The 13785-nt window shown below is 36.5% G+C and carries 17 protein-coding genes and 1 pseudogene; 14 read left to right on the forward strand and 4 right to left on the reverse strand.

The annotated features are described in order from the left end of the window. Positions 1 to 111: 111 nt before the first annotated feature. Positions 112 to 573, reverse strand: a complete 462-nt coding sequence (locus tag ASE01S_RS14700) for an NUDIX hydrolase (protein ID WP_067844120.1) — start codon at positions 571 to 573, stop codon at positions 112 to 114. A 263-nt stretch (positions 574 to 836) separates the two neighbouring features. On the opposite strand from ASE01S_RS14700, the gene ASE01S_RS14705 reads away from it, so the two are divergent. The 4 genes from ASE01S_RS14705 to ASE01S_RS16025 all read left to right on the forward strand — a co-directional run bounded on the left by ASE01S_RS14705 (position 837) and on the right by ASE01S_RS16025 (position 4514). After that, positions 837 to 1274: a hypothetical protein gene (locus tag ASE01S_RS14705; protein WP_067844123.1), complete on the forward strand. Its 438-nt coding sequence runs from the start codon at positions 837 to 839 to the stop codon at positions 1272 to 1274. A gap of 292 nt (positions 1275 to 1566) precedes the next feature. After that, the gene (locus ASE01S_RS14710) at positions 1567 to 2271 is read left to right on the forward strand and encodes a response regulator transcription factor (protein WP_067844127.1); all 705 of its coding nucleotides are present in this window, start codon (positions 1567 to 1569) and stop codon (positions 2269 to 2271) included. Continuing rightward, on the forward strand, positions 2268 to 3263 hold the full coding sequence (locus ASE01S_RS14715) for a sensor histidine kinase (protein WP_067844130.1): 996 nt from the start codon (positions 2268 to 2270) through the stop codon (positions 3261 to 3263). The genes ASE01S_RS14710 and ASE01S_RS14715 overlap by 4 nt, the downstream gene beginning before the upstream one ends. Before the next feature lie 597 nt (positions 3264 to 3860). Beyond that, positions 3861 to 4514, forward strand: coding sequence for a peptidoglycan DD-metalloendopeptidase family protein (locus ASE01S_RS16025; protein ID WP_083512167.1), 654 nt, complete (start codon positions 3861 to 3863; stop codon positions 4512 to 4514). A 195-nt stretch (positions 4515 to 4709) separates the two neighbouring features. On the opposite strand, the pseudogene ASE01S_RS14725 reads toward ASE01S_RS16025, so the two are convergent. After that, positions 4710 to 4910 (reverse strand): annotated as a pseudogene (locus tag ASE01S_RS14725) (cold-shock protein). A 503-nt stretch (positions 4911 to 5413) separates the two neighbouring features. On the opposite strand from ASE01S_RS14725, the gene ASE01S_RS14730 reads away from it, so the two are divergent. From ASE01S_RS14730 to atpC, 10 genes are all read left to right on the forward strand, one after another. Next, positions 5414 to 5647, forward strand: coding sequence for an AtpZ/AtpI family protein (locus ASE01S_RS14730; RefSeq protein ID WP_067844133.1), 234 nt, complete (start codon positions 5414 to 5416; stop codon positions 5645 to 5647). A gap of 41 nt (positions 5648 to 5688) precedes the next feature. Next, the gene (locus ASE01S_RS14735) at positions 5689 to 6060 is read left to right on the forward strand and encodes an ATP synthase subunit I (RefSeq protein WP_067844135.1); all 372 of its coding nucleotides are present in this window, start codon (positions 5689 to 5691) and stop codon (positions 6058 to 6060) included. Positions 6061 to 6096: 36 nt separating this feature from the next. Continuing rightward, complete coding sequence (gene atpB, locus ASE01S_RS14740; RefSeq protein WP_067844138.1) at positions 6097 to 6774, forward strand: F0F1 ATP synthase subunit A; 678 nt, start codon at positions 6097 to 6099, stop codon at positions 6772 to 6774. Positions 6775 to 6847: 73 nt separating this feature from the next. Beyond that, on the forward strand, positions 6848 to 7123 hold the full coding sequence (atpE, locus tag ASE01S_RS14745) for an ATP synthase F0 subunit C (RefSeq protein WP_067844142.1): 276 nt from the start codon (positions 6848 to 6850) through the stop codon (positions 7121 to 7123). Positions 7124 to 7177: 54 nt separating this feature from the next. Next, positions 7178 to 7723, forward strand: coding sequence for a F0F1 ATP synthase subunit B (locus ASE01S_RS14750; RefSeq protein ID WP_245630397.1), 546 nt, complete (start codon positions 7178 to 7180; stop codon positions 7721 to 7723). Next, the gene (atpH, locus tag ASE01S_RS14755) at positions 7711 to 8250 is read left to right on the forward strand and encodes an ATP synthase F1 subunit delta (protein ID WP_067844148.1); all 540 of its coding nucleotides are present in this window, start codon (positions 7711 to 7713) and stop codon (positions 8248 to 8250) included. Before ASE01S_RS14750 ends, atpH begins: the two co-directional genes overlap by 13 nt. Beyond that, positions 8247 to 9758, forward strand: coding sequence for a F0F1 ATP synthase subunit alpha (atpA, locus tag ASE01S_RS14760; protein WP_067844151.1), 1512 nt, complete (start codon positions 8247 to 8249; stop codon positions 9756 to 9758). Before atpH ends, atpA begins: the two co-directional genes overlap by 4 nt. Before the next feature lie 24 nt (positions 9759 to 9782). Beyond that, a complete protein-coding gene (gene atpG, locus ASE01S_RS14765) occupies positions 9783 to 10631 on the forward strand; it encodes an ATP synthase F1 subunit gamma (RefSeq protein ID WP_245630398.1) in 849 nt (282 codons plus the stop codon). Between the two features lie 15 nt (positions 10632 to 10646). Next, the gene (atpD, locus tag ASE01S_RS14770) at positions 10647 to 12047 is read left to right on the forward strand and encodes a F0F1 ATP synthase subunit beta (RefSeq protein ID WP_015010402.1); all 1401 of its coding nucleotides are present in this window, start codon (positions 10647 to 10649) and stop codon (positions 12045 to 12047) included. A gap of 1 nt (position 12048) precedes the next feature. Then, positions 12049 to 12495 (forward strand): ATP synthase F1 subunit epsilon, encoded by a 447-nt coding sequence (gene atpC, locus ASE01S_RS14775; RefSeq protein ID WP_067844157.1) that lies wholly within the window; start codon positions 12049 to 12051, stop codon positions 12493 to 12495. Positions 12496 to 12548: 53 nt separating this feature from the next. Here atpC and metA read toward each other — a convergent pair whose 3' ends face one another. Further along, a complete protein-coding gene (gene metA, locus ASE01S_RS14780) occupies positions 12549 to 13454 on the reverse strand; it encodes a homoserine O-acetyltransferase MetA (RefSeq protein ID WP_067844161.1) in 906 nt (301 codons plus the stop codon). Positions 13455 to 13590: 136 nt separating this feature from the next. Then, positions 13591 to 13752, reverse strand: a complete 162-nt coding sequence (locus tag ASE01S_RS14785) for a YvrJ family protein (protein ID WP_067844164.1) — start codon at positions 13750 to 13752, stop codon at positions 13591 to 13593. Positions 13753 to 13785: the final 33 nt, after the last annotated feature.

Raw genomic sequence — 13785 nt, forward strand, 5'->3', positions numbered from 1 at the left:
TCATTTGCTGTTTCCAAACGCATACTTATCGTCCGAGAACTAATAAGTCGTTAGGTAATGGAAGGCTGAATAAAAAACATGTTGAATCAGCTTCGTAGCATGATAAGACGATTAGCAGTCAACTTCCTTCTGCCTGTTAGCCCAACCATACAGATCAAAGGGTTGACCTGCTATATAATTTTCAATTGCTTTACGGACATATGGAATCAGATTATCAGGTAATTCGTTGAGCGGATACCAAGCTAATTCATCACATTTGTTAGGTTCCATATTGACTATCTCTCCTGTCCAGTTCTCAGCTGTTAAAAAGAAATCAATTCGCTCATCTTCTGCTTTTCGGTGCATAACGCCGACGATGCTTAAGTCTTGAGTAGAAATAGTAATACCAGCTTCCTCTAATACCTCTCTTTGAGCAGCAGTAATGACATCTTCTCCACCGTCAATATGTCCAGCCAGGACACTGTAGTTTCCATCTTCATACCCTGTGTTATATCGTCTAAGTAACAAAATCTGATCAGCTTTTAATAAAAAAATATGTACGGCAGCGATAGCTTTGAATCTATTGTTTGTCATATTTCTCCCCCCTTTTTTGATTATAGCTGTTCAATTAACAAAAGAATAGACTAGACTTTGAATAAATACGCTTCCAACCATTTGGTACCATTTTGAACACGTCTTCTTAACCGCTCTAACTTCGGCTTTTATTCTTAACCTTTCACTTTGGTAAACTCATATCCCTTTTCTTGTAAAATTAATGGATAACTGTTATCTTTTTATAGAAGTAAGTGGTATAGTTGCTTTGTGTTTAGAAAAACTCCTTAAAGTGGGGGAGAGAAATGATTAACAAGAAGTTTATCGCATGCTATATTTTGATTTTAACTAGTTTGAATAGCAGTTATTTAGGGCTTGAACTATCTAAAGCGAATATTGGGAAGGAATGGGGCGATACCGAAGAAATCAGTCAAGAAGTGTTTGTACAGCTGAAACAGTTAAGTGAATGGGCCTATTTTATTGAGTTTCTATTGCTAACTATCTTTGTCGTAGTTGCACTTTGGCTGATCATCAAAAAACAAACAAAGTCCTTAACTGTCTTTATTTCTACCAATCTTGTGGTTGGTTTACTGTTTGTTGCCATAAGCTTTTTAGTATCTAATCTTAGTAAAGCGCCCATAGGCAACTTAGTCCAGCAATTACTAGGGCAAAGTTTTATTACAATCATTTTAGTCATCTATCAAGGTTGTCGTATTTTTCAGAGACGAATACTTAAGAGCTAGCAAGATCTTAATCGATTTCCCCCCTTTTTTATATCGCATTTTTCAATAAACAAGTAGGATCGTGCTGGAAAAGAGCGCTTTGCTATGGGTACTAGCTCGTCCAAACGCCACTGTTTCTAACTTGCTCACTTCTATATAGACGAATGCTAAATACGCCAAGGCGCACTTGCCTGCCAATCCTACCTACACTATGTCTTAATTCATGCATTCTACAATATCTAAAAATGTCAATTGATCAAATGCTTATGTTAAATTAAACTTGAGTTAAATACTAGGCTAGGAGAATCAATTTATGGAAAAAATTATGATTGTTGAAGATGATATGAAAATTGCCGAATATCTATGTTCCTATATTGAAAAATATGGCTATGAAGTTGTTATGACTGAGGATTTTGAAACGATTATCGATACGTTTCGACGTACACAACCTAATCTTATATTACTTGACATCAACTTACCTAGCTATGATGGCTATTATTGGTGTAGACAAATTCGAAAAGAGTCGATTTGCCCGGTCATTTTCATTTCAGCTCGAACTGGTGAGATGGATCAAGTGATGGCATTAGAAAATGGTGGCGATGATTTTATTACCAAGCCATTTCACCCTGATATTGTCATGGCGAAAATTAGAAGTCAGCTCCGTCGTGCATATGGGGAATATGCAGCAAAGTATGATGAAAGGATGCTTATTCAAGACGGTTTAAGTTTATATCCAGAACGATTAGAGTTACGTTTTGAAGATAAAGTGACTACCTTAACAAAAAAAGAGACAGATATTATTGAAAGTCTGCTTGAGCGCTATCCTCGTGTGGCTGGTCGTCAGGATCTGTTGGCTAAACTTTGGGATGATCAAGCATACGTTGATGAAAATACATTGAATGTAAATATTACGCGTGTTAGGAAAAAGTTTCAGGAGTTGGGGATTGAGGATGCTGTTGAGACTGTAAGGGGAGCAGGATACCGGCTCCAAGTGACTTGGAAAGAAGGGAAAGAATGAAATTATTTCTTCGCGAACATTTGTTATTGATTATCATCCAGCTTATTCAATGTGCCCTGATCATTACCTTGTTTTGGTTAGACGGCTATCGAGGTTTAGGTGTTACCATTTATGCTAGTTTTCTATCATTGATTTTAATAACTGTATTTCTCATCTATCGATATACGAGCAGAAAAAATCTTTACCGAAGACTACAGAATCCGCTGCAAACGCTAGATGAATCACTTGAAACGACTGAACGAGCCCCAATATCAGAAGCGTTCGATCAATTGCTTATTTCGCAATATCGTTTATATCAAGAAGAACTTCAAAAGGCGGAAGGCAGACAGGACGAGCATTTACTTTTTATGGATCGTTGGGTCCATCAAATGAAGACACCATTATCTGTTATAGAGTTGACAGCTCAATCACTTGATGAGCCAGAGTCCTCTAGTATTCGTGAGGAGACGGAGCGAATGCGAAATGGTCTGAATACTGTGCTATATATGGCAAGATTGCGTACCATTACTGAGGATTTCCAGATTAAACCGGTCATGCTTTCCAGGCTTGTACATGAAGTGAATCAAGAGAATAAGCGGTTTTATATTCGAAATGAAGTATATCCACAATTAAAGGAAGAAAGGCCCAGCATTTCAGTAGAGACCGATGAGAAGTGGCTCTTCTTCCTATTAACACAATTAGTACATAATGCGGTCAAATATTCTACTGGAAAAACGAATCATCTTGTCATTTCCATTTATGAAAGGTTAGGGGAAGCGGTACTTGAAGTAAAGGACTTTGGTGTCGGTATTCCAGTTGTGGATAAAAAGCGAGTCTTCAACAAATTTTATACAGGGGAAAACGGCCGGAAATACCGAGAATCAACGGGGATGGGACTTTATCTAGTAAAAGAAGTTGCTGAAAAGCTAGAACATCGTCTTGAGTTGGATTCAACGGTTGGAGAAGGGACAACGATCCGGCTTATTTTTAGCGAAACTCAAAATCTTACATGATTGTAATATTGAAAGAGATATGATTGGCCTTATAAAACCTATCATATCAAGACTTATTTCATTGTTTGAATTTAGCCCGCAAATATTATGCAGCTATGTGCTAGACTATTACTAATGATAGTTAGCCGTTTTATTATCTTTCTTTTTAATTAAACCTATATTCGAGTCCACCCACAATATGGGAGTGGTAGTTAAAGCGCATTATTATAATAACAGCAGATTTTTTAGTGGGAAGATTGAGTAGTAAAGTTGGACGTAAAGCCTCATCAAAATTGGTGCTGTTTATTTATTTGAAAAGACAATATTTAACAAAAGTCATTAAAGCGTTCGTTATAGCCAATGGCATAATCGAGTTTGTCAGTCTGATTGAAAACGTTGCTAGTAGTCCAGCCGAACAGTTTATCAGGGTAAAAAAATAAAGGTAACGGTAAGTAAAGCTGTCTCATTTTGTGAGATGGCTTTTTTAAATGATTTAAAGAGGAGTTGTCGATCATGTCACTTTGGTGTCATTTTTAAGCTTATCCTTCATGATAAATTTAATTTAATAGAGGGTTAATTAATTCCTTTATTAAAATACTAAAAAGGAGAGAGTACTAGATGGCAACTTTTATTTGGCCAACCACAACTAAACGAGTAACGAGTGGCTTTCGGACACCATCCAGACCCAATCATCATGGAATTGATATTGCAGAAAGTGGTTATCATCCTATTTATGCATCAGCTTCCGGTACTGTTGCTAGATCATACAATTCTACAAGTTATGGTCAATGTATTATGATTGTTCATAATGTAAACGGACAAACTTGGGAAACAGTATATGCTCATATGAGAGACGGATCTAGAAGAGTTTCAGAAGGTCAAACAGTTAGACAAGGGCAAATAATTGGAGTAATGGGGAATACAGGCCAAAGCTACGGACAACATTTACATTTTGAGCTACACAAAGGACGGTGGAATTCTAATAAGAGCAACGCCGTAAATCCAATAAATTATTTAGATAAGGAGGATAACAAAATGAGGTACCGTTTAAGAACAGGCAAGTTTAATTATGCAGAAGATTTAGTAAAGGCAAAAGCTGATATCAAAAAAGAGCAAAAATGGGCACTTTATGAAGTTCCTGAAAGCCTTGATTGGAATCCAGGTTATCGAATTATAACAGCTGCATTTGATAGCAAGAAAGAAGCAGAAAATGCAAGGGTTAAACTAAGACGTATTATACCTGATTACGCTGTTTATATCATTGAAGCTTAAAATTAGGGATGAGACTGGTTATGTCCCAGCCTCGTTGTTATTTTACTGGGTTTTGTCCCAGCCTCATTTAGCTATGATATCAATTGATATTAATCTTTAGTTTGTGCTGTCCCCACATAATTGAATCTACTCGCTAAAAAAGATCATTAAAAAAAGAGAACGAATAATTTCGTTCTCTTTTAAGTTTTTTAGTAATTACGCTTTAACAACGTTAGCTGCTTGTGGTCCGCGGTTACCTTCTTCGATATCGAAAGTTACGCTTTGTCCTTCTTCAAGTGTTTTGAAGCCTTAGCCTTGAATAGCTGAGAAGTGTACGAATACATCATCTTGACCTTCAACTTCGATAAATCCAAAACCTTTGTCTGCGTTAAACCATTTAACTGTTCCTTGTGCCATATTACTTTTCCTCCTAGTGTGGTATATCCACACACATGTATTACTATTCTTGCTCAAGCATCAAAACGAAAACTTTCACGATGTCAGTTACTTGAAGTGTTTTGTCGAACAAAATAGCTAAGTTCATTATAGCAAGCATAAGTTTTAAATGCAAGCCTTTCTTGTTAAAAGTATCCTGAATCTAAAATGAAGCAATATCTCATAGTTAAAAATACAATAAAAGCCTTGAGTTATCAATGATTAAGGAGAACATTTTAGATTATCTATATAAAAAACTTTTAAAAGTAATCATCATATATCTGTTAAATCTAAAATATTCGGACATGATTTGCAAACGCAATCATTATCGGAATGGAAATAAAAAGTTTACTGTTAGCCTTTGGAAGTCAGCTTATTTCTTGACACTTTCTAAAATTTTATGATACGATTTTTACAGGCGAAACATGGTATCCAAAACTGTTTGTTTTTAGGATACCATGTTTTTAAGCGGGGAGGTCGTTAACTTGAGTATACAAAATGATGGGAATGAACAGCGCCCTAAAAAAAATGAAATGATGCGAATGTTAACGTACTTCTCACAAATAGGCGTAACAATAGGAACGACGATATTGATCGGTGTTTTCATGGGGAAATACCTGGACAACCTATTCGGAACGTCTCCTTGGTTGTTATTAGTTTTTTCCCTTCTAGGTGCAGGAGCAGCACTTAAATCATTATTTTATTTTCCCAAAGAATAATTGATAACGACCAGTGAAAGATTATAGAGAAGAGAGGTATCATGAAACTGTCTAGTTTAGCCAAAAAAATGGTTATAACCATTATAACTATTTCATTAATTAGTACGTTGGGATCAGTCATTTACCACCGCTCTTTAGATTTCCTTCCATTTTTAATTGGAGCCGCACTTGGCTCAGCCGTTAGTATTACTAAAGTATTTCTCCTAGAATATACCGTCAATAAAGCACTTAAGATGGAAAAGAAAACCGCAGGCAACTATGTTACAATCCAGCATGTTCTTAGATTATTACTCTCTGGTGTTGTGCTTTTTCTAGGAGCAGTTGTGCCGCAAATCAGTTTGTGGGGTGTAGCGGTAGGGATTATTTCATTCCAAATAGCTGTTTATACAATTAGATCTACAGCTAAAAATTAATCTAAATTGATTTTCAAGACAGGTGGTGATGAGAGATTGGGTTTAGAAATAGATAATCTATGGAGAATAGAAATCTTCGGTCATGAATTTTGGATTACTGAAACTATCGTCAATACTTGGTTTATTATGCTGTTCCTAATTATCGTAGCTATCATTGCACGGATCAAGCTTCGGAAATTTAAAGAAGTACCAAGCGGATTTCAAAATGCGATTGAAGCAGTTATTGAGATCTTCGAAAATTTTGTTAAAAGTACAGTAGGTGAAAAACTATCTTATATTGCTCCTTGGTTTTTCATGGTATTTATGTTGCTGTTATGGTCGGCATTGTTCAGTATATTTGGACTTAGACCACCAACTGCTGATTGGGCAACCACGTTTGCTATGGCCTTTGTAAGTTTAGTATTAATGTTCTACATGGGCTTTAAGCACCGTAAAGGCGATTACCTTAAGGAATTTTTCGAACCGCATTACATTTTCTTTCCGATGAACTTAATTGGAGAATTAGCCAAGCCAGTTTCATTAAGTTTCCGTCTATTTGGTAACATGTTATCAGGAACGATAATCATTACGCTTTATTACGCATTGACACCAATGTTGGTCCAAGTTGGAATTCCGTCAATACTTCATGCATTTTTTGACGTAATCATTGGTGCTTTGCAAACTTATATCTTCGTTATTTTAAGTCTAATGTATGTTAAAACAGCTGCAGAATAGTAATGGTTTTCATGCATTGACAATAAAAATAAATTATAAAAAATAAATGAGAATTGAATTGGAGGAATTAAATATGCAAGATCCATTAGCATTTGTAATCGCAATCGCGCACATCGCAGCAGCAATCGCACTATTAAACGGTATCACAACTACATTTGGACAGGCGAAAATTGCCTCACAAGCCTTAGAATCAATGGCTAGACAGCCTGAAGCAGCGGATTCTATCCGTACTACTATGTTTGTCGGATTAGCATTATCTGAAACTTCTGGTATTTATGGTCTTTTAATCGCGATCATCATGTTATTCGCTAACCCACTTGTTACAATTCTACTTAACTACTTAGGTTAAGCAGAAATGCATCTGATGGAACAGAGCGAAAGGAGGCTATTTTAATTGCTTAATATGGTATCACTTTTAGCTCAAACAGCCCCTGATGGACGCGTTTTTGGTTTAGATTTGCAAACATTTTTCACTTCAGGTCTTCAACTCCTTAACGGAATTATATTATCAGTCATCTTATATTGGCTTCTATATAAACCCGTTAAACTATTTTTGCAAAATCGTGCTGAACGTATTCAGAATAAGTTAACTGAATCAGAGGCTGTGATGGCCAAAGGTAATGAACTCATTGCAGAATATGATAATAAACTACAAGAAATAGATAATGAACGAATTGAGATTCTTGAGGCTGCACGCCTCGCTGCTGAAGAAGAAGGTAAAACTATTATTGAAGCAGCTAGGAAAGAAGCTCAAGAATTAAAAGCACGTTCAATGGAGAGTATTTCAAAAGAGAAAGCTCGACTTAAAGAAGAATCACGCCTCTATATTATTGAACTTGCCTCTCTAATGGCCGAAAAATATATCACTCAAAACATAGATGATGAAACTCAAAATAAAATTTTTGAGGAAACATTAGCTAAGTTGGAGGACACGCAATGGCAAAACTAAATGAGCGTTATGCAAATGCACTTATAGAACTATCTGATGAAAATGATAGCTTAAGTGAAGATTTACAAGGAGCGATTTTAGTTAGGGATATGTTATTAGACCATGATAGTCAAGCTTTTTTAACTCATCCCCACATTGCAGATTCAGCTAAGTACGACCTTTTTGAAAATGCATTTTCGGGTAAGATTTCTCAACACCTCATGGGATTTTTATCACTTATGGTAAAGAAGAATCGAGAATCACTCATAGTACCCGCTTTAGCAGAATTTATTAATCGTGCCAAGCGACGTTTAGGAAAAATTGAGGCAAGAGTCGTATCTGCTAAACCACTTAAACAAGAACAACTAGAATCAATCCGTAAAATATTAACAAAACAAACTAACATGCAAGTTGACATTCATGCTGAACATGATCCTGATGTGATTGGAGGATTTTATATCTTAGTCGATGGTAAAATCTTCGATGGTACAGTCAGAACTAAATTAAATGTCATGAAAGAACGATTGAAGAGAGGAGGTTATCAATGATCATTAATCCTGATGAAATTAGCAAGGTAATAAAACAACAAATTAAATCTTATACAGATGAATTAGATTTTTCCGAAGCTGGTACAGTCATTCAAGTTGGTGATGGTATTGCGCGTGTTCATGGGTTGAATAGTGCAATGAGCGGTGAGCTCCTTGAATTTGCTAACGGGACTTATGGTATGGCATTAAACTTAGATGAAGACAGTATTGGTGTCGTCATTATGGGTTCAGATGCAGGCATAAAAGAAGGAGATCCTGTTAAATTAACAGGAAGAATGGCTGAAGTCCCAGTTGGTGACGGTATGCTTGGTCGTGTTGTAAATGCACTAGGAGAACCAATTGATGAAAAAGGTCCAATTGCATCTGATGGGTACAGATTAATTGAGAGTCCTGCCCCGAGTGTAATTGACAGACAAGAAGTTAATCAACCGTTACAGACGGGTATTAAAGCTATTGATGCACTTGTACCAATCGGAAAAGGTCAAAGGGAATTAATTATTGGTGACCGTGAGACAGGTAAAACAGCCATTGGTATTGATACAATTATTAATCAAAAAGATAAAGATGTTTATTGTGTATACGTAGCAATTGGACAGAAAGCATCAACGATTGCGAGAATTATAAAAGCCCTTAATGAAACAGGGGCTATGGAATATACAACAGTTGTTGCAGCTACAGCAAGTGAGTCTTCTTCATTACAATACATTGCACCTTATGCAGGTTGTGCAATTGCTGAAGAATGGATGCATAAAGGTAAAGATGTATTAGTCGTATATGATGACTTATCAAAACATGCTGTTGCTTATCGTGCAATTAGTTTACTTCTACGTCGACCACCTGGGCGAGAAGCATATCCAGGTGATGTGTTCTATCTTCACTCAAGACTGCTAGAACGCGCAGCGAGCCTAAGTGAGGAAAACGGTGGTGGTACTTTAACAGCACTACCAATTGTTGAGACACAAGAAGGCGATATTTCTGCATACATTCCAACAAATATCATCTCTATTACTGACGGACAAATTTTCTTAGAGTCAGATTTATTTAATGATGGTATTCGTCCGGCTATTAACCCTGGTTTCTCTGTTTCACGTGTTGGTGGATCAGCACAAATTCCAGTTATGAAGAGACTAGCTGGTCCATTAAGAATTGAATTTGCTCAATATAAAGAATTAGCCGCATTCTCTCAATTTGGATCAGATTTAAACCAAGACACATTAGATCGGCTAAATCAAGGTGAGCGCATTACCGAAGTACTTAAGCAGCCGCAGTATAGACCAATGGCAGTTGAAGATCAAGTATTGATCCTCTATGCTTTAAGCAACAAGCATCTTACAGATATTGAAGTTGAACGGATACTAAGATTCCAAAGAGACTTTATCAATTATGTCAATCAACATGCTCCACACATTAAAGAAGAAATAAAACAAACTGGAGACATTTCAAAAGATCTAGAAAAAGAAATTGATAAGGCGATTACGGAAACAAAGAAACAGTATCAATACAACTAATAAGGAGGTACCGATGTGACTTCGATGAGAGATATTAAGCAAAGAATCGAAAACGTCCGCTCTACAGAACAAATTATAAGAGCGATGGATATGGTCGCCTCCACGAAGTTGCAAAAAGCTAGAAGGCAGTTGGAAGGTGTCCGTCCTATCTACGGGAAATTGAAGCGTGTAGCTGAGGAAATAGGAAATCTAGAAGAAGTAGAGACACACCCGTTTTATTATGAAAGAAAAGTTAAGAATACATTATATATCATAATTACAAGTGATCGTGGTCTTTCAGGAAGCTATAACGCAAACATTTTGTCTGAAACGATGAAACATATGAACAACGGCAAGAATGAAAAGATACTTGTAGTAGGATCTAAAGGTAATGATTATTTAAAAAAGAGAGAAAAAAATATTATCCGTAAAATTACAGACATTGCAGATTCACAAGTCTATTACGGAACCGAAAACCTTGCAAAATGGTTATCGGATCTCTACTTGTCTGGTGAAGTGGAAGAAGTGTTTGTTGCATATACGCGCTTTGAAAATGTGTTAAGTTATACTCCACAAGTAGAGCGATTGCTTCCAGTCGCAACTGGGGTTAAGCTAGAAGATAATAACCGAAACAATGAAAAGAAATATGAGCCAGATTTAGCAACATTTATTGAACGAATGATGCCATTATATCTGCATATGAGTCTTTTTAGAGCATTTTCTGAATCGCATACGAGTGAACAAGCAGCACGAATGGTTAATATGGACGCTGCAGGTAATAATGCATCAGATCTCATTAAAGACTTAACTAGTATGTATAACCGAAAACGCCAGGCAGCTATCACACAAGAACTTAGCGAAATTGTAGGTAGTGCAAATTTTTTAAGTAAATAAGTAAAGGTGGAATACATGATAGTTAATAATAAAGGTAAGATAATTCAGATTATAGGAGCAGTTATAGATATTCACTTTGAAGGTGAGTTACCAGCATTATATAATGCGATCGAAGTCAAGCACAATGATGAAACAATTATCTTAGAAGTTATGCAACATCTAGGGGATGATACAGTTAGATGTATCTCAATGCATCCGACAGACGGTCTGACAAGAGGTATGGAGGCGGTTGATACAGGATCGCCAATTACTGTACCTGTTGGTGAAGAGGTCTTGGGACGAATGGTGAATGTTTTAGGAGAACCGATTGATAACCAACCACCAATCGAAGCAAAGCAAAAATGGTCAATCCACCGAGACCCACCTAGTCTTGCTGATCAAGTAGCAGAACCAGAAATGCTTGAGACAGGTATTAAGGCTATTGATTTGCTCTGTCCTTTCTCAAGAGGTGGTAAGATTGGTTTATTCGGTGGAGCGGGTGTTGGTAAAACTGTATTAATTATGGAGTTAATCAACAGTATTGCTCAAGAGCACGGAGGATACTCAATGTTCGTTGGTGTAGGTGAACGTACTCGTGAGGGGAATGACCTGTACTATGATATGAAGAACTCTGGTGTAATTGATAAAACTGGTTTAATTTTCGGTCAAATGAACGAACCACCAGGAGTCCGTATGAGAGTAGGTCTTACAGGTCTTACAATGGCTGAGTACTTTAGAGATAAGCAACAACAAGATGTATTATTGTTCATTGATAATATTTTCCGATTTGTTCAAGCTGGATCAGAGGTATCGGCTTTACTAGGAAGAACACCTAGTGCTGTAGGTTATCAACCAACTCTAGCTACTGAGATTGGTGCATTACAAGAACGTATTACTTCAACAAAGTCTGGTTCAATTACATCTGTACAGGCAATTTATGTACCCGCGGATGACTATACAGACCCATCAACAGCAACAACATTTGCTCATTTAGACTCAGTAACAGTACTTTCTCGAGCGATTGTGGAACAAGGCATTTATCCAGCAATCGATCCACTTAACTCATCTTCACGAATTTTAGAAGCAAGCATTGTTGGAAATGAGCACTATCGTGTCTCACGTGCTGTACAAAGTATTTTACAGCGCTATAAGGATCTTCAAGATATCGTTGCGATCTTAGGGATGGATGAATTATCTGAAGAAGATAAGCTTACAGTGAATCGAGCGAGAAAAGTTCAACAGTTCTTATCTCAACCGTTTCATGTTGCTGAGAAATTCACGTCAATCCCTGGGCGCTATGTCCCAGTTGAAGAAACCATTCGAGGTTTTAGAGAAATTATCGAAGGTGTTCATGATGAGATTCCAGAAGGATATTTCCATAATGTTGGAACGATAGATGAAGTTGTAGAAAAATACAAGAGCGCACAAGGTGATTAATATGTCTGAACAACAGACTGAGTTAGTCAATGATGAAAAAATTAACCTAACAATAACGACACCTCGAGGTGTGAAATTTGTTGAAGAAGCAGATATGTTGATCATGCGTTGTATTGACGGAGATCTAGGAGTATTACCTCGACATGAACCAGTTTCAACTGTTTTAGGTGAGGGAATTCTCCGCATTTTTAATAATGGTATTGAAAAAAAGTTAGCCGTTTTCAATGGTATTGTCGAAATTAATGGTACTGATGTAGATATTTATACAACTATCGCACAACGACCTGATGAAATTGACTTAGAACGTGCTGAGCAAGATCGACGCGAAGCAGAAGCCGCTCTTGAGGCTGCTGAAGAAATTCAAATGAGAAGCCTTCAGGTTACGTTACGTCGTTCATTAGTTCGAATTGAAGTTAGTCTTCATTTAGAAGATGAAGAAACGCCTTGATTTACAAAGTAAATAGTTAAAAGGGGAGCCAATGAAGTTTAATGGCTCCCCTTTTACCATGTATATGGTGTTTCTTGATAGACAAAATAATTTAACCAGTTCGAAAATATTAAATAAGCTTCAGAGCGCCAATAATTGATTGGAGCCTGATTTGGATCATCATTTGGAAAATAGTTATACGGTTGTTGAATTTTTATGCCTTTCGCCAAATCACGCTCGTATTCTCTAAGTAATGAATCAGCATCATATTCAATGTGCCCTGTAATCATCACATTTTTTTCATCATTTGATACGATTAACAATGGTCCTGCTTCATCAGATTCATCTAATATTATTAAATCATGATGTTGTGCGATGGCTTGATAATCTGAATCCGTATACCTAGAATGCGGAACTCTAAAGACATCATTTAAACCACGTACTAGTTTATTTGTTGGATTTATTAACCTTTGTACATAGATACCACTAATCTTCTTGTCTCGTTCGAATTTATTAATTCCATAATGATAATAGAGTGCAGCCTGCGCTCCCCAACAAATGTACAAGCTAGACGTGACGTGTGTTTTACTCCATTCCATAATGTTTACGAGTTCATTCCAATAATCAACCTCTTCAAATTTTAAATGTTCAACAGGAGCCCCCGTAATAATTAAGCCATCATAACGTTTTGCTTTAATATCGGAAAAGGTTAAATAAAATTTTTCTAAATGTGATTTTTGGACATTTTTTGATTGATATGTTTCAGTATGAATAAAATCCACCATCACTTGGAGTGGTGAATTACTTAACAAGCGTAATAATTGGGTTTCAGTGCGTTCCTTATCCGGCATAAGATTTAAAATTAATATTTTTAATGGACGAATATCTTGAGTCGTTGCTCGATCTGTTTCCATTAAAAAAATATTCTCTTTTTCTAATATTGCACGAGCTGGAAGCTGCTTGGGCACATTAATCGGCATCTTCTTCCCTCCTTATGAGCGTCCATCAAAAGTCGTTATCGTTTATTATAGCTTGGTTGCAAATTTTCAGCAACAAAAAAGATTGATTTTTCAAAAAAATCAATCAGTTTGACACAATTAAATATATTTAATGAGCTTACTGCTTCTTATCTGCTGAATTGATCAGTAGTTTTTCTGGAAGAATGGTAATCGCCTCTATCAATGTATTTAGCTTTGTTTCAATTCTATGCAGTAGATAAAAAGTGACTGCAATCGGAAAACCAACTTCAGTGATGATTGATAACCAATGTTCATTCATAGTGATCTCCTTTCAGCTCTAAATATTTGGATT

The organism is Amphibacillus sediminis NBRC 103570 (genome assembly GCF_001552275.1).
GTDB classification, from domain to species: domain Bacteria; phylum Bacillota; class Bacilli; order Bacillales; family Amphibacillaceae; genus Amphibacillus_B; species Amphibacillus_B sediminis.